Consider the following 19,844-nt stretch of genomic DNA (forward strand, 5'->3'; position numbering starts at 1 on the left):
CCTCAACCACCCGTCACCGGCGGGAAGAACGCGACCTCGCAGCCCTCGGTGAGCCGCGTGTCGGGATCGGTCATCTCGTGGTTGCACGCCATGCGCAACGCGCGCCCTTCGGCGAGCGTATCGGCCCACGCGCCACCGCGCACGCGCAGCCATGCGCGCACGTCGCCGACGGTCGTCACGCTGTCCGGCACGTTGGCTTCTTCATCGGCCACGCCCAGCGCCTCGCGCACGCTTGCAAAAAATTTCAGTTGAATCTTCATGGTTCGGGAAGCCGTCGCGTTACGACAGCAATTCGGAAAACGGGATGAAACGCACGGTCTCGCCTGCGCTGATCACATGCTGCGGCGGATTGTCGATCAGGCCGTCGCCCCAGACCGTCGACGTCAGCACGGCCGAGCTCTGGTTCGGGAACAGGTCGAGACCGCCGGCTGCGTTGACGCGCGCACGCAGGAATTCGTTGCGCCGGTCGCCCTTGCTCTGCGAAAAATCGGCACGCAGCGACAACGCGCGCGGCGCGACGTCGCGCACGCCGGACAGGCGCAGCAGGAACGGCCGCACGAACAGCAGGAACGTGACGAAGCTCGAGACGGGGTTGCCGGGCAGCCCGATGAAGTGCGCATCGGCGCGCTCGTCGCCGCGCCGCACCGCGCCGTACGCGAGCGGCTTGCCGGGCTTCATCGCGATCTGCCACAGCGCGAGCCGCCCTTCGGCCTCGACGGCCGGCTTCACGTGATCCTCGTCGCCGACCGACACGCCGCCGCTCGTCAGGATCACGTCGTGATCGCGGGCGGCCGCGCGCAGCGTGTCGCGCGTCGCGGCCAGCGAGTCTGGCACGATCCCGTAGTCGGTCACGTGGCAGCCGAGCCGCTCGAGCAGCCCGCGCAGCGTGAAGCGGTTCGAGTTGTAGATCGCGCCGGGCTTCAGCGGCTCGCCCGGCATCGTCAGTTCGTCGCCGGTGAAGAACACCGCCACGCGAATCCGCCGCGCGACCGACAACCGCGCGCAGCCGACCGACGCGGCGAGACCCAGCGCCTGCGGCGTGAGCCGCGTGCCGGCCGGGAGGATCACCGCACCCTGGCGGATGTCCGCGCCCTGCGCGGTGATCCATTCACCGGCCTTCGGCGTGTGCAGGATCTCGACCGCGTCGCCGTCGGCCGCTGCCTGCTCCTGCATCACGACGGCGTCGGCGCCGGGCGGCACCGTCGCGCCGGTGAAGATCCGCGCGGCCGTGCCGGCCGCAAGCGGTTGCGCCGGATGGCCGGCCGGGATGCGCTGCGAAACCGGCAACCGTCGATCGCCGTGCAACAAATCGGCGACGCGCACCGCATAGCCGTCCATCGCGCTGGTATGCATCGGCGGCACGTCGAGCGGCGAGCTCACGTCGGCCGCCAGCACGCGGCCGAGCGCGTCGAGCGTGGCGACGGTTTCGGCGCCGGGCAGCGGCTTCGCGGCGTCGAGCAGCGCGGCGAGCGCCTCGGCGGTCGACAGCATCGGCGCGCGCGGCGCCGCGGGATTCGGGTTCGACATCGATGGAATCGGGGATCGTTGGAATCAATACGTCATTGTAGCGACGCCGTCACGCGGACGCGCGATATGGCGAACATGCGAAGACTGTAATCGGCGCGAACGCACGGGTCTGGCACTTGTTTCGCGCGACGGACGATGGCCGCGTGCCAAACCTGAGTACCAAACGAAACGGCCGGAACCCCGATCCGTTCGACGAATCGGCATTCCGGCCGTCCTGCGCCGCCGGGCCCGCGGGCCCGGCCGTGCGTCATGCGCCCGTATGGGCGGCGATGAAGTCCTTCACCTGCTGCGCGTCGGCCTTCACGACCTCGAAGCGCTGCGGCAGCGCCTCGAGCCCGTCGAAGGCGGCCGGCCGCTCGGCTTCGCGATCGAGCGCTTCGCGGATCGTCTCGCCGAACTTGATCGGCTGCGCCGTCTCGAGCACGACCATCGGCACGCCGGCCTCCAGATGCTCGCGCGCGACCTTCACGCCGTCGGCCGTATGCGTATCGATCATCGTGTCGTAGCGCGAGAACACGTCGCGGATCGTCGCGATGCGGTCGGTGTGGCTGCTGCGGCCCGACACGAAACCGAATTCGGCCACGCGCGCGAAATCGCCGCTCGCCGCGAGATCGAAGCCGCCCTTCTCCTCGACGTCGCGGAACAGTTGCATCACGCGCGCCGGATCGCGGCCGAGCAGGTCGAACACGAAGCGCTCGAAGTTCGATGCCTTCGAGATGTCCATGCTCGGGCTGCTCGTGTGATAGGTGTGCTCGGCGCTGCGCACGCGATACGCGCCGGTGCGGAAGAATTCGTCGAGCACGTCGTTCTCGTTGGTCGCGACCACCAGCTTCGCGATCGGCAGCCCCATCATCCGCGCGATGTGGCCCGCGCAGACGTTGCCGAAGTTGCCCGACGGCACCGTGAACGACACGCGCTCGTCGTTCGACCGCGTCGCCGCGAAATAGCCCTTGAAGTAGTACACGACCTGCGCGACGACGCGCGCCCAGTTGATCGAGTTGACGGTGCCGATCTTCTGCTGCGCCTTGAACGCGTGATCGTTCGACACGGCCTTCACGATGTCCTGGCAGTCGTCGAACACGCCTTCGACCGCGAGGTTGAAGATGTTCGGGTCCTGCAGGCTGAACATCTGCGCCGTCTGGAACGCGCTCATCTTCTTGTGCGGCGACAGCATGAACACGCGCACGCCGGCCTTGCCGCGCATCGCGTATTCGGCCGCGCTGCCGGTGTCGCCCGACGTCGCGCCGAGGATGTTCAGCGCTTCGCCGTGCTTCGCGAGCGTGTACTCGAACAGGTTGCCGAGCAACTGCATCGCCATGTCCTTGAACGCGAGCGTCGGGCCGTTCGACAGTTCGAGCAGCGACAGCGCCGTGCCGTGCTCGGTGCCGAGCGTCTTCAGCGGCGTGATGTCGGATGCGTTCTCGCCGTGGCGCGTGTTGCTGTACACGGCAGCCGTGTAGGTACGGCGCGTGATCGCGCGCAGGTCGTCGGCCGGCACGTCGTCGCAGAACTTCGACAGGATCTCGAACGCGAGATCCGCGTACGACAGCGTGCGCCAGCGCGCGAGCTCGTCGGCGGACACCTTCGGATACTCGGCCGGCAGGTAGAGGCCGCCGTCCTTCGCGAGACCGCCGAGCAGGATGTCGGAGAACGTATGGCGCTCGCCGATGCCGGCGCCGCGCGTGGAGATGTAGTTCATGTCGTCAGCCTCAGTTCAGCGCTTCCATGCGCAGCTTCGTTACCTTCGAGACCACCGTCGCCAGGCTCTCGATCTGCGCGATCGCCGCGTTGACGTTTTTCTCGACCGTCTCGTGCGTGATCAGGATGATGTCGGTCTCGCCGTTCGCGCCGTCGATCTGCTCCGACTCCTTCTGCAGCAGCGCGTCGATCGAGATGCCCGATTCGGCGAGGATGCGCGTGATCGCGGCGAGCACGCCGGTCTGGTCGGCCACGCGCAGGCGCAGGTAGTAGCCGCTCGTCACTTCCTCGATCGGCAAAATCGGCGTGTTCGACAGGCTGTCCGGCTGGAATGCGAGGTGCGGCACGCGATGCTCGGGATCGGCCGTGTGCAGGCGCGTGACGTCGACCAGATCCGCGACGACGGCCGACGCGGTCGGCTCCGCGCCCGCGCCCTTGCCGTAGTACAGCGTCGTGCCGACTGCATCGCCGTGCACGACGACCGCGTTCATCGCGCCCTCGACGTTCGCGAGCAGGCGCTTTTCCGGGATCAGCGTCGGGTGCACGCGCAGCTCGATGCCGTTGGCGGCGCGGCGCGCGATGCCGAGCAGCTTGATCCGGTAGCCGAGTTCTTCCGCATAGCGGATGTCGGTCGCGTCGAGCTTGCTGATGCCCTCGACGTACGCGCGGTCGAACTGCACCGGCACGCCGAACGCGATCGCGCTCATGATCGTCGCCTTGTGCGCGGCGTCGACGCCTTCGATGTCGAAGGTCGGATCGGCTTCCGCGTAGCCGAGCTCCTGCGCGGCCTTCAGCGCGGTCGCGAAGTCGAGCCCGCGGTCGCGCATTTCCGACAGGATGTAGTTCGTCGTGCCGTTGATGATGCCGGCGATGTACTGGATGCGGTTCGCGGTCAGGCCTTCGCGCAGCGCCTTGATGATCGGGATGCCACCGGCGACGGCCGCCTCGAACGCGACCATCACGCCCTTCTCGCGCGCGGCTTCGAAGATCTCGGTGCCGTGCACCGCGAGCAGCGCCTTGTTCGCCGTCACGACGTGCTTGCCGTTCGCGATCGCGCGCAGCACGAGCTCGCGCGCGATGCCCGTGCCGCCGATCATCTCGGCGATGATCGCGATCGACGGATCGTCGACGACCGCATTGAAATCATCGGTGATCTGCGCGGTGCCGGCGTTGCCGCCGAGCGCGGCCTGCGCCTTGGCGGGGTTGCGCACGGCAATGCGCGCGACCTCGATGCCGCGCCCCGCGCGTCGTTTGATTTCTTCCTGGTTGCGGTGCAACACCGTGAAGGTGCCGCTGCCGACGGTGCCGAAGCCCAACAGGCCAACTTTGATCGGTTCCATGCTGCGTGTGATCGATGAGTAAGAAGTAGTGAGTTCCGTGTGGCCCTGCCCGCTCAGACCGAATGGCGCTTGCGGTAGCCGTCGAGGAAGCGTGCGATCCGGTTGATCGAATCGGCCAGGTCGTCGAGGTTCGGCAGGAAGACCACGCGGAAGTGGTCCGGCGTCGCCCAGTTGAAACCCGTGCCCTGTACGAGCAGCACGCGCTCCTCGAGCAACAGGTCGAGAATGAACTGCTGGTCGTTCTGGATCGGGTAGAGCTTCGGGTCGAGGCGCGGGAACATGTACAGCGCGGCCTGCGGCTTCACGCAGGTCACGCCCGGGATCGACGTCAGCATGTCATACGCGAGTTCGCGTTGCTTGTACAGGCGCCCGTTCGGCACGATCAGCTCGTTGATGCTCTGGTAGCCGCCGAGCGCCGTCTGGATCGCGAACTGGCCGGGCACGTTCGCGCACAGGCGCATCGACGACAGGATGCCGAGCCCTTCGAGGTAGTCCTTCGCGCGCCGGCGGTTGTCGCCGCCGAGGCCCGACACGGCCATCCAGCCCGCACGATAGCCGCACGAGCGATAGCTCTTCGACAGGCTGTTGAACGTGACGGTGATCACGTCCTCGGACAGCGAACCCAGCGCCGTGTGCTCGAGGCCGTCGTAGACGATCTTGTCGTAGACCTCGTCGGCGAACACGATCAGCCCGTGCTCGCGCGCGATCTCGAGCAGTTCGAGCAGCAATTCGTCGGAATAAAGCGCGCCGGTCGGATTGTTCGGGTTGATCACGACGATCGCCTTCGTGTTCGGCGTGATCTTGCTGCGGATGTCGTCGAGATCGGGCATCCACGCGTTCTGCTCGTCGCACACGTAGTGCACGGGCGTGCCGCCCGACAGGCTCACGGCCGCCGTCCACAGCGGGTAGTCGGGCGCGGGCAGCAGCACTTCGTCGCCGTCGTTCAGCAGCGCCTGGGTCGCCATCACGATCAGCTCGGACGCGCCGTTGCCGATGTAGATGTCGTCGAGGCCGACGCCGACGACGCCCTTTTCCTGCGTGTAGTGCATCACCGCCTTGCGCGCCGAGAACACGCCCTTCGAATCCGAATAGCCGGACGACGCCGGCAGGTTGCGGATCATGTCCTGGATGATCTCGTCGGGCGCGTCGAAACCGAACGGCGCGAGGTTGCCGATGTTCAGCTTGATGATGCGGTGGCCTTCTTCCTCGAGGCGCTTCGCGTGCTCGAGCACCGGGCCACGGATGTCGTAGCAGACGTTGAGCAGCTTGTTCGACTTCTGAATCGGTTTCACGACGACACGGTTCCTGGGTTGGCCTTGCGGCCGGGGGGACGGGATCAAAACTGGAAAGCGGCCGGTCTGTGCGCGCTGTCTAGACTGGGAAAAAGCGGCGGTCGGACGCGGCTTGTGGCGACGCACGACGCAAGTGGCGCCCGGGGGCGACCAAAAAGTTATAATTTAGCGGATTTTGGCCGACTTTCGCAATGCACCATAGCCGCGCCGGGCCCGCGCCGTCGGGCGTCCGCGCGTGCCCCGGCGCGCGAAACCGGCCAGCGGGGCCCCTGCGGCCCGGCCCATCCATTCCCCTACGGAACCGCGGAATACCGATTTGAAACTGCACCAGGACACGAGCGGCGCGCTCAACACCGTCACCGGCTACGGCCCCGATTATGTCGACGTCAATCTCGAACGCCATGAAACGAGCGTCATCGTGCTGCCCGGCGCGCCGGTCCAGGCCTGGCCCGTGTCGTCGTTCGACGCGCTCGCGCCCGAGCATTTCGCGATGCTGCTCGACCCGACGCCCGAACTCGTGATCTTCGGCAGCGGCGCGCGGCTGCGCTTTCCGCACCCGCGCCTCGTCGCGGCGCTCACCGCGAAGCGGATCGGCGTCGAGACGATGGATTTCCAGGCCGCCTGCCGCACCTACAACATCCTGATGGCCGAGGGCCGCAAAGTCGCCGCCGCGCTCTTAATTGAACGTTAATCCCCGATGCGGTAAAACTCGGGCCGGCGCAGCGGGTCGATCCCCCGATCGGCCCGGCCAGGCCGCCCGCCCCGGCGCTGCCCGCCGGCGGCCCCGTCACAACAACCAACAGGCTGAAAACCCATGAACGATACGCCGTCGAGGCTACCGCTCAATCGCATCACGCTCGTCCTCCTGCTCGTCGCGCTCGCGATCGTCTGGTTCGCGCCACTCGGGCTGCGCCACCTGATCCCGAGCGACGAAGGCCGCTACGCGGAAATGGCGCGCGAGATGTTCGTCACCGGCGACTGGATCACGCCGCGCTACAACGGTTACAAGTACTTCGAGAAGCCGCCGCTGCAGACCTGGCTGAACGCGCTGACGTTCGCGTGGTTCGGTATCGGCGAATGGCAGGCGCGCCTCTACACGGCCGTCGCGAGCTTCGCCGGCGTGCTGCTCGTCGGCTACACCGGCGCGCGCCTGTTCAACCCGCTGTCGGGCTTCCTCGCGGCCGTCGTGCTCGCCAGCGCGCCGTACTGGAACCTGATGGGCCACTTCAACGCGCTCGACATGGGGCTCGCGTTCTGGATGGCGCTGTCGCTCTGCTCGCTGCTGCTCGCGCAGCGGCCCGGGCTGCGCCCGGCGGCGGTACGCGGCTGGATGTGGGCGTGCTGGGCCGCGATGGCGTTCGCGGTGCTGTCCAAGGGCCTCGTCGGGCTGATCCTGCCCGGCGCCGTGCTCGTGCTGTATACGCTGATCGCGCGCGACTGGGCGCTGTGGAAGCGCCTGTATCTCGTCAGCGGCCTCGTGATCTTCTTCGCGATCGTCACGCCGTGGTTCGTACTGGTCCAGCAGCGCAACCCCGAGTTCTTCAACTTCTTCTTCGTCGTCCAGCAGTTCCGCCGGTACCTGACCCCGGAACAGAACCGCCCGGGCCCGCTGTACTACTTCGTGCCCGTGCTGCTGGTCGGCTTCCTGCCGTGGCTGTCGGTCGCGTGGCAGAGCATCCGCCATGCGCTGCGCATGCCGCGCCAGCCGAACGGCTTCTCGCCGATGCTCGTGCTGCTGATCTGGAGCGCGTTCATCTTCCTGTTTTTCAGCGCGTCGCATTCGAAGCTGATCTCGTACGTGCTGCCGGTCGCGCCGGCGCTCGCGCTGATCATCGGCGCTTACCTGCCGCTGATGACGGCCGAGCGCTTCCGCCGCCACCTGCTCGGCTACCTCGTGTTCTTCGTCGCCGCGGCGTTCGGGATCATCTTCCTCGCGTACCAGGGCGACGCCCGCACGCCGAACGCGTTGTACCGGGCGTTCCAGATGTGGCTGTACGCCGGCCTCGCGGTCTCGGCCGCGCTGACGCTCGCGGCCGCCTGGCTGAACCGCCGCGCGGGCGTGGCCGCCGCGCTCGCGGCGTTCGGCGCCGCGTGGCTCGCGTTCGGCACGATCGGCGGTACCGGACACGACGAGTTCGGCCGCTACAGCTCGGGCGCGCTGCTCGCACCGGCCGTGCGCGCCGAGCTGGCGAAGCTGCCGCCCGATACGCCGTTCTACTCGATCGAAATGCTCGATCACACGTTCCCGTTCTACATGGGCCACACGACGATCATGGTCCAGCGCCAGGACGAGCTCGCGTTCGGGATCTCGGTCGAGCCGAACAAGTGGGTCCCGACCGTCGGCGAATGGATCACGCGCTGGAAGCAGGACACCCATGCGCTCGCGATCATGCCGCCCGGCCAGTACGACGCGCTGGTCAAGGAAGGCGTGCCGATGCGCGTGATCGCGCGCGACAACCGCCGCGTGATCGTCGAGAAACCGCAATCGTAAGGACGTCCCCCGCATGAACCCCGTTTCGTTCGTCTGCATCGTCACCGGCGTGATGCTCAACGCCTGTGCGCAACTTCTGCTGAAAGCCGGCGTCAACGCCGTTGGACACTTCGAATTCAGCCGTGCGAACATCCTCCCGGTCGGCCTGAAGATCGCGACCCAGCTGCCGATCATCGGCGGCCTCGGCTGCTATGTACTGAGCGTCGTGGTGTGGATCGTCGGGTTGTCGCGGGTCGACGTGTCGATCGCGTATCCGATGCTGTCGCTCGGCTACGTCGTCAACGCGTTCGCGGCGTGGTACCTGTTCGGCGAGGTGCTGTCGGTCCAGAAGCTCGTCGGCATCGGCATCATCCTGATCGGTGTGCTCGTGCTGGCGCGCAGCTGAGCGCGGCCCGCGCCGTTAAGCGTCCGCCTACAAAAAATCACGGTACGAATCCGCCAACCGGTGTTTAATGCCGGTTTCGGGCGGATCGCCCGACCCTTTTATTACACGCCATTACAGGCCCAACGCGTTCATGAGCCAGACTACCGCTCCGTTTCTGCCGTTCACCCGCCCCGAGATCGATGAGGAAACCATCCAGGGCGTCGTCGACGTGTTGCGCTCGGGCTGGATCACCACCGGCCCGCAGTGCCAGAAATTCGAGGCCGCGCTGTCCGAGTACTGCGGCGGCCGTCCGGTTCGCGCCTTCAATTCGGGCACCTGCACGCTCGAGATCGGCCTGCGCATCGCCGGCGTCGGCCCCGGCGACGAGGTGATCACGACGCCGGCGTCGTGGGTCTCGACCAGCAACGTGATCATCGAGACGGGCGCGACGCCCGTGTTCGCGGACATCGACCCCGTCACGCGCAACATCGACCTCGACAAGCTCGAGCAGGCGATCACGCCGCGCACCAAGGCGATCATCCCCGTGTTCCTGTCCGGCCTGCCGGTCGACATGGACCGCCTGTACGCGATCGCCCGCGCGCACAAGCTGCGCGTGATCGAGGATGCCGCGCAGGCGTTCGGCTCGACGTGGAACGGCAAGCGCATCGGCGCGATCGGCGACATCGTGTCGTTCAGCTTCCACGCGAACAAGAACCTGACGACGATCGAAGGCGGCGCGCTCGTGCTGAACAACGAGGACGAAGCGGCGCTCGCGCAGAAGTATCGGCTGCAGGGCATCACGCGCACCGGCTTCGACGGGATGGACTGCGACGTGCTCGGCGGCAAGTACAACCTGACCGACGTCGCCGCGCGCGTCGGCCTCGGCCAGTTGCCGCACATCGAGCGCTTCACCGCGCAGCGCCGCGCGCTCGCCCGTGCGTATTTCGCCGCGTTCGACGGCGGCGCGGCCGTGAAGCTGGGCCTCGGCCTGCCGGTCGCCGAATTCGAGAACGGCAACTGGCACATGTTCCTGGTCACGCTGCCGCTCGAGCGGCTGACGATCACGCGCGCCGAATTCATGGCGCAAATGAAGGAACGCGGCATCGGCACCGGCATCCACTACCCGGCGATCCATCTTTTCACGCTGTATCGTGCGCGCGGCTTCAAGGAGGGCATGTTCCCCCACGCCGAACGGTACGGCGCGTCGACCGTCACGCTGCCGCTGTTTACGCAGATGACGGAAGGCGACGTGCGTCGCGTGGTCGACGCCGTCAATCAGATTTGCGAACAATACGGAAAATAAGCGTACATGAGTCACCTTGAAGCACGCGCCGGGCATCCGGGCGCCGCGCATCTGGACGCCGGCCGGCCGGAAGTGTCGGTCATCATCCCCGTGTACAACGAGGAAGACGGCCTCGCCGCGCTGTTCGCGCGGCTGTATCCGGCGCTCGACGCACTCGACACGTCGTACGAAGTGATCCTGATCAACGACGGCAGCCGCGACCGCTCGGCCGCGATGCTCGCCGATCAGTTCCACGTACGGCCCGACACGACGCGCATCGTGCTGCTCAACGGCAACTACGGCCAGCACATGGCGATCCTCGCGGGCTTCGCGCAGTCGCGCGGCGAGATCGTCATCACGCTCGACGCCGACCTGCAGAACCCGCCCGAGGAAATCGGCAAGCTGATCGCGAAGATGCGCGAGGGCTACGACTACGTCGGCTCGATCCGCAAGCAGCGCCAGGACAGCCTGTGGCGGCGCAAGGCGTCGCAGATGATGAACCGGCTGCGCGAGCGCATCACGCGCATCAAGATGACCGACCAGGGCTGCATGCTGCGCGCGTACAGCCGCCGCATCATCGACACGATCAACGTGTGCGGTGAAGTCAACACATTCATCCCCGCGCTCGCGTACACGTTCGCGCAGAGGCCGACCGAAATCGAGGTCGCGCACGAGGAACGCTTCGCGGGCGAATCGAAATATTCGCTGTACAGCCTGATCCGGTTGAACTTCGACCTCGTGACGGGCTTCTCGGTCGTGCCGCTGCAGTGGCTGTCGTTCATCGGCGTGATCCTGTCGCTCGGCTCCGCCGCGCTGTTCGTGCTGCTGCTCGTGCGCCGCTTCATCGTCGGCGCGGAAGTGCAAGGCGTGTTCACGCTGTTCGCGATCACGTTCTTCCTGCTCGGCGTGATCATCTTCGCGCTCGGCCTGCTCGGCGAATACGTCGGCCGCATCTACCAGCAGGTGCGCGCGCGTCCCCGCTACCTGATCCAGGCCGTGCTCGAGCAGCACGACGGCGTGCCGCCGGTGCCGGCCGCCGCGAACCGCCCGGGAGCCGCGCAATGAAGCCGCGCGCGGTCGTCTTCGCGTATCACAACGTCGGCGTGCGGTGCCTGCAGGTGCTGCTCGCACGCGGCGTCGACGTCGCGCTGGTCGTCACGCACGAGGACAATCCGAACGAGAACATCTGGTTCGGCAGCGTCGCATCCGTCGCGGCCGAGCACGGCATTTCGGTGCTCACGCCGGCCGATCCCGCCGATCCGGCGCTGCGCCGCGCGGTGTCCGACGCGCAGCCCGATTTCATCTTCTCGTTCTACTACCGCCACATGCTGCCGGTGGACCTGCTCGCGATCGCGCCGCGCGGCGCGTACAACATGCACGGTTCGCTGCTGCCGAAATACCGGGGTCGGGTACCGACCAACTGGGCCGTGCTGAACGGCGAGACCGAGACCGGCGCGACGCTGCACGAGATGGCCGCCAAGCCCGACGCGGGCGCGATCATCGCCCAGACCGCGGTGCCGATCCTGCCGGACGACACGGCTGCGCAGGTGTTCGACAAAGTCACGGTGGCTGCCGAGCAGACGCTGTGGCGCGTGCTGCCCGCGCTGCTCGCGGGCGAGGCGCCGCACCTGCCGAACGATCTCGCGACCGGCAGCTACTACGGCGGGCGCAAGCCCGAGGACGGCCGCGTCGACTGGTCGAAGCCGGCCGCGCAGGTCTACAACCTGGTGCGCGCGGTCGCGCCCCCGTATCCGGGCGCATTCACGGACGTCGACGGCGCGCGCTTCGTGATCGCGCGGGCGCGCCTCGCGGCGCCCGGCAGCGCGGCAGCGGCCGCCGCGGCGGATTTGCCGCCCGGCCTGCACGTAAGCGATAATGCGCTATTCGGCGTCTGCGGCGACAGCCGCGCCCTATCCATTCTCGAACTCCGGCAGCAGCGCGACGGCAGCGAAACCGTCGTGACGCCCGCGGAATTCGCGCAGTTCATTCATTCTTCCCGTCATTCATGAAAGCAAAAAAAGTCCTGATCCTGGGTGTGAACGGCTTCATCGGCCATCACCTGTCGAAACGCATTCTTGAAACCACCGATTGGGAAGTGTTCGGCATGGACATGCAGACCGACCGGCTGGGCGACCTCGTCAACCACGAGCGGATGCATTTCTTCGAAGGCGACATCACGATCAACAAGGAGTGGGTCGAGTATCACGTGAAGAAGTGCGACGTGATCCTGCCGCTCGTCGCGATCGCTACGCCGGCCACCTACGTCCAGCAGCCGCTGCGCGTGTTCGAGCTCGACTTCGAGGCAAACCTGCCGATCGTGCGCTCGGCCGTCAAGTACGGCAAGCACCTGGTGTTCCCGTCGACCTCCGAGGTCTACGGCATGTGCTCGGACGAGCAGTTCGACCCGGACGCGTCGGCGCTCACCTACGGCCCGATCAACAAGCCGCGCTGGATCTACGCGTGCTCGAAGCAGCTGATGGACCGCGTGATCTGGGGTTACGGGATGGAAGGCCTGAACTTCACGCTGTTCCGTCCGTTCAACTGGATCGGCCCGGGCCTCGACTCGATCTACACGCCGAAGGAAGGCAGCTCGCGCGTGGTCACGCAGTTCCTCGGCCACATCGTGCGCGGCGAGAACATCAGCCTCGTCGACGGCGGTTCGCAGAAGCGCGCGTTCACCGATATCGGCGACGGCATCAGCGCGCTGATGAAGATCATCGAGAACAAGGGCGGCGTCGCGTCGGGCAAGATCTACAACATCGGGAATCCGAAGAACAACTTCTCGGTTCGCGAGCTTGCGCACAAGATGCTCGAACTGGCCGCAGAATTCCCCGAGTACGCCGATTCGGCCAAGCAGGTGAAGCTCGTCGAAACGACGTCCGGCGCCTACTACGGCAACGGCTACCAGGACGTGCAGAACCGCGTGCCGAAGATCGACAATACGATGCAGGAGCTCGGCTGGGCGCCGCAGGCGACGTTCGACGACGCGCTGCGCAACATCTTCGAAGCGTATCGCGGCCACGTCGCCGACGCGCGCGCGCTCGTCGAACAGCAAGGCTGACCGGGACGTTCGCTTGGCTCGTATCGTCCTCAAGATCGACGTCGACACGCTGCGCGGCACGCGCGAAGGCGTGCCGAACCTCGCGCGCATCTTCGATCGCTTCAATGCGCGCGCGACCTTCCTCTTCAGCCTCGGCCCGGATCACACCGGCTGGGCACTGCGGCGCGTGTTCCGCCCGGGCTTCCTGAAGAAGGTGTCGCGCACGTCGGTGGTCGAACACTACGGCGTGAAGCAGCTGATGTACGGCGTGCTGCTGCCCGGTCCCGACATCGGCCGCCGCGCGATCGCCGACATGCGCGCGATTCACGAGGCCGGCTTCGAATGCGGGATCCACACGTGGGATCACGTGTATTGGCAAGACAACGTGCGCGTACGCGACCGCGACTGGACCGCGCGTGAAATGCAGAAGAGTCACGCGCGCTTCATCGAGATCTTCGGCGCGCCGCCCGTCACGCACGGCGCGGCCGGCTGGCAGATGAACGATGCCGCGTTCGAGCAGATCGACGCGTGGGGGATGCGCTACGCATCCGACGGCCGCGGCCACTCGCCGTACCTGCCCGTCGTCGGCGGCCGCACGCTGTCGCATGTGCAAATGCCGACCACGCTGCCGACGCTCGACGAAGTACTCGGCATCGACGGCGTCGACACGCACAACGTCGCCGCGCACATCCTCGCGTTCACCGCAACCAATCCGCACGACCAGGTGTTCACGCTGCATGCGGAGCTGGAAGGCCAGAAGCTCGCGCCCGTGTTCGAGCAACTGCTCGCCGGCTGGCGCGCGCAAGGCCACACGTTCGCGACGATGGGCGACTACCACGCGACGCTGGACCGCGACTCGCTGCCATCGTACCCTGTCACGTGGGGCGAAATCCCCGGCCGCTCCGGCGAACTGATCGTCCAGCCCGACTGAGTTCGCGCGCGAGCCGGCGTCGCCGCTCCGCCCTTGCGGCGCGCTGCCGCGACGCCCCGCCGAACCGCGCCGCCGCGGCGGCGCCCTTCCATAACAACAGGAGAAACACGTGTCTGTCGAAGTTGACCGTCAAGTTCCCGATTTCACCGCACCGGCCACGGGCGGCGACGTTTCGCTGTCCGACCTGAAGGGCAAGAAGCTCGTGCTGTACTTCTATCCGAAGGACAACACGCCGGGCTGCACGACCGAAGGGCTGCAGTTCCGCGATCTCTATCCGAAGTTCAAGAAGGCCGGTGCGGAAGTCATCGGCGTGTCGCGCGACAGCCTGCGCTCGCACGACAATTTCAAGGCCAAGCTCGAACTGCCGTTCCCGCTGATTTCCGATGCCGACGAAGCACTGTGCGCGCTGTTCGATGTCATCAAGATGAAGAAAATGTATGGCAAGGAAGTGCGCGGAATCGAGCGATCGACGTTCCTGCTCGACGCCGACGGCGTGCTTCGCCAGGCATGGCGCGGCATCAAGGTACCGGGTCACGTGGACGACGTGCTAAAGGCTGTACAAGCGCTTTGAGGCGCGTTATATTGGGCCGCAATGAATGCCAGTTCGCCCCATATTTCTCGTAGCTGCGCCCGTGCCCGTTGCAATGCTTCCCGGCACCTGACGCGCACGACGGCATCAGCCGAGCCGCATGTCCCTGTCGACGGGGCAGCGGCTTTTTTTATGGAACGCGCGCCGGCCCTCCCCGGTCCGGCCCTTACCGCATCGAGGAGCTGATCGACACTTAGGCGAACCGGCTAGACGAAATTCCTGTGCGCCACCGCGCGCAAACTGCATGCGTCTACGTCACGCAGGATGCGATCAGCGGCGCACGCCATGCGACACGATTCCTCCCGAGGGACACCATGCCTTTGCCTACTCCCCCCAGCAAGCTCGGCAGCCTGCTGCCGCCCGACGAATACAAGGCGAAAGCGCGGCCCGCGAAAGCCGCGAAGAAATCCGCCGAAGGGGACGCATCCACAGCCGGTGACTATGGTCCGGCCAGCGTGGCCCAACCGATGATCGAAGCCGCGAACACGGCCGCGCCGCTGCGTGCCGTCGCGTCTTCGGCGCCCGATGCCGCGAGCGCGCCCGCGCGAGGCCGCAAGACCCGACAGACGGCCGCGCTGTTGCAGCCGCTGCAGGCGCCTGCGGCCCCCGCGGCACCGGTCGTTGCACGCAACGACAAGCCGGCCACCGGGAAACCGGCCGCCGCGCCCGCGCGCGATGCCGGCGCCGCGACGAAGTCGCGCAGCCGCAAGCCCGCCGAAGTCGAACAGCAGAAACTGTTCGTGCTCGACACCAACGTGCTGATGCACGACCCGAGCAGCCTCTTCCGCTTCGAGGAACACGACGTCTATCTGCCGATGATGACGCTCGAGGAACTCGACAACCACAAGAAGGGGATGTCCGAAGTCGCGCGTAACGCCCGTCAGGTCAGCCGCACGCTCGACGCGCTGGTCGCCGACGGCGGCCCGATCTCGGACGGCATCCCGCTGTCGCGCCTCGGCAGCCGCGAGGCGGTCGGCCGCCTGTACTTCCAGACGAAGCTCGCCGACATCGCGCCGGTCGAAGGCTTGCCCGCAGGCAAGGCCGACAACCAGATCCTCGGCGTCGTGCGCGCGCTGCAGCGCGACCGGCCCGACCGCCAGGTCGTGCTGGTGTCGAAAGACATCAACATGCGGATCAAGGCGCACGCGCTCGGCCTGCCCGCGGAAGACTACTTCAACGACCAGGTCCTCGAGGATTCGGATCTCCTGTACAACGGCGTGCGCGAACTGCCGCAGGACTTCTGGACCAAGCATGCGAAGGGCATGGAGAGCTGGCAGGACACGAAGACGGGCACCACGTACTACCGCGTGACCGGCCCGCTCGTCGCGTCGATGCTCGTCAACGAGTTCGTCTATCTCGAGCCGCAGAACGGCGAGCCGACGTTCCACGCGATCGTCCGCGAGCTGAACGGCAAGACGGCGCTGCTGCAGACGCTGCGCGACTACAGCCACCACAAGAACAACGTGTGGGGCATCACCGCGCGCAACCGCGAGCAGAACTTCGCGCTGAACCTGCTGATGAACCCCGAGATCGACTTCGTCACGCTGCTCGGTCAGGCCGGCACCGGCAAGACGCTCGTCGCGCTCGCGGCCGGCCTCGCGCAGGTGCTCGACGACAAGCGCTACAACGAGATCATCGTGACGCGCGCGACCGTGCCCGTCGGCGAGGACATCGGTTTCCTGCCCGGCACCGAGGAAGAGAAGATGCAGCCGTGGATGGGTGCATTCGACGACAACCTCGAAGTGCTGCAGAAGACCGACGACGCGGCCGGCGAATGGGGCCGTGCCGCGACGCAGGAGTTGATCCGCTCGCGCCTGAAGGTGAAGAGCATGAACTTCATGCGCGGCCGCACGTTCGTCGACAAGTATCTGATCATCGACGAGGCGCAGAACCTGACGCCGAAGCAGATGAAGACGCTCGTCACGCGCGCGGGCCCCGGCACGAAGATCGTGTGCCTCGGCAACATCGCGCAGATCGACACGCCTTACCTGACCGAAGGCAGCTCGGGCCTGACCTACGTCGTCGACCGCTTCAAGGGCTGGGGCCACAGCGGCCACGTGACCCTCGCACGCGGCGAACGCTCGCGGCTCGCCGACTACGCGTCGGACATTCTGTAACGCGCACGCCGGCCGACCGGCCGGCTTTCGACGCCACACGGCGCTCCGTTTCCGGAGCGCCGTTTTTATTTGGGGTCGAAAACGAAGGTAATGCCCCGTCACGCAACAACGCAGTTTACGCGCGAAACTTCAAGTAAATTCTCAAGAATGGTTGCCTAAGCCCCGCTGGAGCGTCTACCATCGGGCCTATCTGTTGTCATACGATTCGCGAGCGCGCCGCGCTCGCCCGCCTTGCCATGCTTCGAATCTGGGTTCCCGTCGCCGTCGTCTCCCTGCTTGCGGCCTGTTCCAGCGTGCCGCCGCAGTCGGCATCGCGTTCCGCTTCGGGGATGAAGATCACGACGCCGCGCGCATTCCCCGCGCCCGCCAATTTCCCGAAATTCGTCGACCACAGCGTCGGCCAGGAAGAAATCTCGATCCAGGCGATGAGCCTCGTCGGCGTCCCGTATCGCTGGGGCGGCAACACGCCGACGAGCGGCTTCGACTGCAGCGGGCTCGTGCGCTACGTGATCGGCCGCGCGGCCGACGTGAACCTGCCGCGCACGACTGCCGACATGAGCGGCCGCGGCGTATCGGTCGAACCCGACGAGATCGCGCCGGGCGACCTGATTTTCTTCAATACGACCGGACGGCCGCATTCGCACGTCGGCATCTATGTCGGCAAGCTGCGCTTCGTCAACGCGCCGTCGACGGGCGGCACCGTACGGCTCGACTACCTGACGAACCCGTACTGGGCCAAGCGATTCGACGGCATTCGCCGCGTCGCGCCGCCGCGCTCGGCCCCGACGCCGTTCGATGCGCCGACTTACGAGGCCAAGCGTGACGAGCCGCGTAATCCGCCGGTGGTCGCGGCCGCTCCGGTGGTCGTGACGGCTGCCGTCGCACAGCGGCAGCCCGCGTATGCGTCGTCGCAAGCAAGAGCAACGCAGACACAGGCACCGGCCATCCCGAGCACGCCGGTCGTGACGGCCGCCGCAGCTGCACCGGCAGCACCGGCCGCCGATCCGTATGAACCGCCGCCACCGAGGATGCAGGCGGCCCAGCAGCAAGCCACGTCGGTGAATGACGGCGCAACCGCGATGGCGGCCAATGCAGGACCGGCCGCGTCGGCGGAGGTCGGCACGCAGATTCCGACGACCGCGCTGACGGCCGCCCAGGCTGCCGCCTTCGATGCAGAGCCGCCGCCCGCCACCGCGTCGACGCCGGCACGCAGTATCGAGCCCGCGCCCGTGCAGGTATTGCGTGCGTCGACGCAATCTGCACCCGTCAGCCCGCGCACGAGTACGGCGGACGATCCGATAGCACGGTTTGCGACCGGCAGTTACTGATCGATTGTTGCTTGCCGGGCGACGGTGACGTCGACGGTATCCGCTGCCGCTTCGCCGCAACCTTCCGCCCCCCCCAAAAGAAAATGCGCCGCGGCCTTTCGGCTCGCGGCGCATTTCGCGTCGATCAGGCGGCGTCGGCGATCAGAAGATCTGGTGCCCGAGCCACCACCCGCCGGCCGCGAACAGCGCGGCCGCCGGCAGCGTCAGCACCCACGCCCACACGATGTTGCCGGCGACACCCCAGCGCACGGCCGACAGCTTCTGCGTGGCGCCGACACCGACGATCGCGCCGGTGATCGTGTGCGTGGTCGACACGGGAATGCCGAGGAACGACGCGACGAACAGCGTGATCGCCCCGCCGCTTTCCGCACAGAAACCGCCGACCGGCTTGAGCTTCGTGATCTTCTGGCCCATCGTGCGCACGATGCGCCAGCCGCCGAACAGCGTACCGAGGCCCATCGACAGGTAACACGCGCCGATCACCCACGCCGGCGGCGCATCGGCGGTCGCCGACGCGTAGCCGCTCGCGATCAGCAGCATCCAGATGATACCGATCGTCTTCTGTGCGTCGTTGCCGCCGTGGCCCAGGCTGTACAGCCCGGCCGACAGCAGCTGCAGCCGGCGGAAGCGCCGGTCGACCTTGCTGGGCGCGGTACGGAAATACAGCCACGACACGCCGAGCATGAACAGCGAACCGAGGATGAAACCGAGCAGCGGCGAAATGAAGATGAACGCGATCGTCTTCAGCAGCCCGTCGATGTTCAGCGAGCTCCAGCCCGACTTCGCGAGCGCCGCACCGACGAGCCCGCCGATCAGCGCGTGCGACGAGCTCGACGGAATCCCGTAGTACCAGGTGATCACGTTCCAGCCGATCGCGCCGACCAGCGCGCCGAATATGACGTAATGGTCGACGATGTCGGGGTCGATCGTGCCTTTACCGACGGTCTGCGCGACTTTCAGGTGGAAGATGAAGTACGCGATCACGTTGAACGCGGCCGCGAACACGACGGCCTGCTGGGGCTTCAGCACCCCGGTCGACACGACGGTGGCGATCGAGTTCGCCGCGTCGTGAAAGCCGTTCATGAAGTCGAATACGAGCGCGACGAGCACCAGTGCCGCGACCATCCATAGGGCGAGTTGTATCGAATGCATCGTGGTCCGCTCAGGCGTTTTCCAGCACGATGCCTTCGATGATGTTCGCGACGTCCTCGCACTTGTCGGTGATCTCTTCGAGCAGCTCGTAGATCGCCTTCAGCTTGATGAGCGTCTTCACGTCGTCTTCTTCGCGGAACAGCTTCGACATCGCCGCGCGCAGCACGCGGTCGGCTTCCGATTCCCAGCGGTCGATTTCCTCGCATTGCTTGAGGATCTGCGCCGACTGTTTCATGTCGGACAGCAAGCCGACGGCTTGCTGCACGTGTTGCGCCGACTGGGTGACGATGTGCGCGAGCTGGCTCGCCTCGGACGTGACGGACTGCACGTCGTACAGCGACACGGCCGTCGCGACGTCTTCCATCAGGTCGAGGATGTCGTCCATCGTCGTGATCAGCTTGTGGATCTCGTCGCGATCGAGCGGCGTGATGAAAGTCTTGTGCAGCAGATCGATCGCCTCGTGCGTGAGCTTGTCGGCGGCCTTCTCGGCGATTTGCACGTTTTGCTTGTGAATCTCGGCGTCGGCGAGATTGTCGATCAGCAGTTCGAGCTCGCGGCCACCGGAAACGATGTGCTTCGCGTGCGCGTTGAAGAGTTCAAAGAACTTGCCCTCGGTGGGCATGAATCGACCGAACATGGGATTCCTGAGAGATTGTCAAACTACTGTCACGAAAACGGGCGACATTGTACCGG

18 protein-coding genes and 1 pseudogene are annotated in these 19,844 nt (G+C 66.5%); 11 read left to right on the forward strand and 8 right to left on the reverse strand.

The window, feature by feature from the left end; genetic code table 11:
- Window positions 1-2: 2 nt before the first annotated feature.
- The 5 genes from moaD to JMF86_RS09075 form a co-directional block, all read right to left on the reverse strand.
- Window positions 3-260: a molybdopterin converting factor subunit 1 gene (moaD, locus tag JMF86_RS09055; RefSeq protein ID WP_006478642.1), complete on the reverse strand. Its 258-nt coding sequence runs from the start codon at window positions 258-260 to the stop codon at window positions 3-5.
- A gap of 19 nt (window positions 261-279) precedes the next feature.
- On the reverse strand, window positions 280-1,527 hold the full coding sequence (glp, locus tag JMF86_RS09060) for a gephyrin-like molybdotransferase Glp (RefSeq protein ID WP_011549661.1): 1,248 nt from the start codon (window positions 1,525-1,527) through the stop codon (window positions 280-282).
- Window positions 1,528-1,774: 247 nt separating this feature from the next.
- Window positions 1,775-3,226, reverse strand: a complete 1,452-nt coding sequence (gene thrC, locus JMF86_RS09065) for a threonine synthase (RefSeq protein WP_011549660.1) — start codon at window positions 3,224-3,226, stop codon at window positions 1,775-1,777.
- Between the two features lie 10 nt (window positions 3,227-3,236).
- The gene (locus JMF86_RS09070) at window positions 3,237-4,565 is read right to left on the reverse strand and encodes a homoserine dehydrogenase (RefSeq protein WP_006478639.1); all 1,329 of its coding nucleotides are present in this window, start codon (window positions 4,563-4,565) and stop codon (window positions 3,237-3,239) included.
- A gap of 53 nt (window positions 4,566-4,618) precedes the next feature.
- Complete coding sequence (locus JMF86_RS09075) at window positions 4,619-5,857, reverse strand: pyridoxal phosphate-dependent aminotransferase (RefSeq protein WP_011549659.1); 1,239 nt, start codon at window positions 5,855-5,857, stop codon at window positions 4,619-4,621.
- Window positions 5,858-6,173: 316 nt separating this feature from the next.
- Between JMF86_RS09075 and JMF86_RS09080 the strand changes: the two genes are divergently transcribed.
- From JMF86_RS09080 to JMF86_RS09120, 9 genes are all read left to right on the forward strand, one after another.
- Window positions 6,174-6,548, forward strand: a complete 375-nt coding sequence (locus JMF86_RS09080; RefSeq protein WP_012328660.1) for an Mth938-like domain-containing protein — start codon at window positions 6,174-6,176, stop codon at window positions 6,546-6,548.
- A 123-nt stretch (window positions 6,549-6,671) separates the two neighbouring features.
- Complete coding sequence (locus tag JMF86_RS09085) at window positions 6,672-8,348, forward strand: glycosyltransferase family 39 protein (protein ID WP_011549657.1); 1,677 nt, start codon at window positions 6,672-6,674, stop codon at window positions 8,346-8,348.
- Between the two features lie 13 nt (window positions 8,349-8,361).
- Window positions 8,362-8,733, forward strand: a complete 372-nt coding sequence (locus tag JMF86_RS09090) for an EamA family transporter (protein ID WP_006478635.1) — start codon at window positions 8,362-8,364, stop codon at window positions 8,731-8,733.
- Window positions 8,734-8,863: 130 nt separating this feature from the next.
- Window positions 8,864-10,015 carry a DegT/DnrJ/EryC1/StrS aminotransferase family protein gene (locus tag JMF86_RS09095; protein ID WP_041489547.1) on the forward strand — a complete coding sequence of 384 codons (1,152 nt, stop codon included), beginning with the start codon at window positions 8,864-8,866 and terminating at the stop codon, window positions 10,013-10,015.
- 6 nt (window positions 10,016-10,021) lie between these two features.
- Window positions 10,022-11,059, forward strand: coding sequence for a glycosyltransferase (locus JMF86_RS09100; protein ID WP_011549655.1), 1,038 nt, complete (start codon window positions 10,022-10,024; stop codon window positions 11,057-11,059).
- A complete protein-coding gene (locus tag JMF86_RS09105; protein ID WP_011549654.1) occupies window positions 11,056-12,003 on the forward strand; it encodes a formyltransferase in 948 nt (315 codons plus the stop codon). The genes JMF86_RS09100 and JMF86_RS09105 overlap by 4 nt, the downstream gene beginning before the upstream one ends.
- The gene (locus JMF86_RS09110; RefSeq protein WP_006478632.1) at window positions 12,000-13,055 is read left to right on the forward strand and encodes a bifunctional UDP-4-keto-pentose/UDP-xylose synthase; all 1,056 of its coding nucleotides are present in this window, start codon (window positions 12,000-12,002) and stop codon (window positions 13,053-13,055) included. Before JMF86_RS09105 ends, JMF86_RS09110 begins: the two co-directional genes overlap by 4 nt.
- 13 nt (window positions 13,056-13,068) lie before the next feature.
- A complete protein-coding gene (locus JMF86_RS09115) occupies window positions 13,069-13,965 on the forward strand; it encodes a polysaccharide deacetylase family protein (RefSeq protein WP_011549653.1) in 897 nt (298 codons plus the stop codon).
- A gap of 109 nt (window positions 13,966-14,074) precedes the next feature.
- Entirely contained in the window at window positions 14,075-14,536 is a 462-nt protein-coding gene (locus JMF86_RS09120; RefSeq protein WP_011549652.1) for a peroxiredoxin, read from the forward strand.
- 195 nt (window positions 14,537-14,731) lie between these two features.
- On the opposite strand, the pseudogene JMF86_RS35020 reads toward JMF86_RS09120, so the two are convergent.
- Window positions 14,732-14,973 (reverse strand): annotated as a pseudogene (locus tag JMF86_RS35020) (hypothetical protein); the annotation flags it as partial.
- Between JMF86_RS35020 and JMF86_RS09125 the strand changes: the two are divergent.
- Together JMF86_RS09125 and JMF86_RS09130 are read left to right on the forward strand one after the other, a co-directional pair.
- Complete coding sequence (locus JMF86_RS09125; RefSeq protein WP_011694301.1) at window positions 14,869-16,671, forward strand: PhoH family protein; 1,803 nt, start codon at window positions 14,869-14,871, stop codon at window positions 16,669-16,671. The pseudogene JMF86_RS35020 and the gene JMF86_RS09125 overlap by 105 nt on opposite strands.
- Before the next feature lie 236 nt (window positions 16,672-16,907).
- Complete coding sequence (locus JMF86_RS09130) at window positions 16,908-17,999, forward strand: C40 family peptidase (protein WP_011549650.1); 1,092 nt, start codon at window positions 16,908-16,910, stop codon at window positions 17,997-17,999.
- 141 nt (window positions 18,000-18,140) lie between these two features.
- On the opposite strand, the gene JMF86_RS09135 is transcribed toward JMF86_RS09130, so the two are convergent.
- A complete protein-coding gene (locus JMF86_RS09135; RefSeq protein ID WP_006478628.1) occupies window positions 18,141-19,151 on the reverse strand; it encodes an inorganic phosphate transporter in 1,011 nt (336 codons plus the stop codon).
- Between the two features lie 10 nt (window positions 19,152-19,161).
- Window positions 19,162-19,788 carry a DUF47 domain-containing protein gene (locus JMF86_RS09140; RefSeq protein WP_006478627.1) on the reverse strand — a complete coding sequence of 209 codons (627 nt, stop codon included), beginning with the start codon at window positions 19,786-19,788 and terminating at the stop codon, window positions 19,162-19,164.
- Window positions 19,789-19,844 lie beyond the last annotated feature (56 nt).

The sequence above is a fragment of the Burkholderia sp. E168m15 genome, assembly GCF_016586105.1.
Lineage (GTDB): Bacteria > Pseudomonadota > Gammaproteobacteria > Burkholderiales > Burkholderiaceae > Burkholderia > Burkholderia orbicola.

What these genes read in the sequence shown, in the direction of transcription:
- moaD (WP_006478642.1), bottom strand. Translation starts at nt 260, where the DNA reads ATGAAGATTCAACTGAAATTTTTTGCAAGCGTGCGCGAGGCGCTGGGC.
- glp (WP_011549661.1), bottom strand. Translation starts at nt 1,527, where the DNA reads ATGTCGAACCCGAATCCCGCGGCGCCGCGCGCGCCGATGCTGTCGACC.
- thrC (WP_011549660.1), bottom strand. Translation starts at nt 3,226, where the DNA reads ATGAACTACATCTCCACGCGCGGCGCCGGCATCGGCGAGCGCCATACG.
- JMF86_RS09070 (WP_006478639.1), bottom strand. Translation starts at nt 4,565, where the DNA reads ATGGAACCGATCAAAGTTGGCCTGTTGGGCTTCGGCACCGTCGGCAGC.
- JMF86_RS09085 (WP_011549657.1), top strand. Translation starts at nt 6,672, where the DNA reads ATGAACGATACGCCGTCGAGGCTACCGCTCAATCGCATCACGCTCGTC.
- JMF86_RS09090 (WP_006478635.1), top strand. Translation starts at nt 8,362, where the DNA reads ATGAACCCCGTTTCGTTCGTCTGCATCGTCACCGGCGTGATGCTCAAC.
- JMF86_RS09095 (WP_041489547.1), top strand. Translation starts at nt 8,864, where the DNA reads ATGAGCCAGACTACCGCTCCGTTTCTGCCGTTCACCCGCCCCGAGATC.
- JMF86_RS09100 (WP_011549655.1), top strand. Translation starts at nt 10,022, where the DNA reads ATGAGTCACCTTGAAGCACGCGCCGGGCATCCGGGCGCCGCGCATCTG.
- JMF86_RS09105 (WP_011549654.1), top strand. Translation starts at nt 11,056, where the DNA reads ATGAAGCCGCGCGCGGTCGTCTTCGCGTATCACAACGTCGGCGTGCGG.
- JMF86_RS09110 (WP_006478632.1), top strand. Translation starts at nt 12,000, where the DNA reads ATGAAAGCAAAAAAAGTCCTGATCCTGGGTGTGAACGGCTTCATCGGC.
- JMF86_RS09125 (WP_011694301.1), top strand. Translation starts at nt 14,869, where the DNA reads ATGCCTTTGCCTACTCCCCCCAGCAAGCTCGGCAGCCTGCTGCCGCCC.
- JMF86_RS09130 (WP_011549650.1), top strand. Translation starts at nt 16,908, where the DNA reads ATGCTTCGAATCTGGGTTCCCGTCGCCGTCGTCTCCCTGCTTGCGGCC.
- JMF86_RS09135 (WP_006478628.1), bottom strand. Translation starts at nt 19,151, where the DNA reads ATGCATTCGATACAACTCGCCCTATGGATGGTCGCGGCACTGGTGCTC.
- JMF86_RS09140 (WP_006478627.1), bottom strand. Translation starts at nt 19,788, where the DNA reads ATGTTCGGTCGATTCATGCCCACCGAGGGCAAGTTCTTTGAACTCTTC.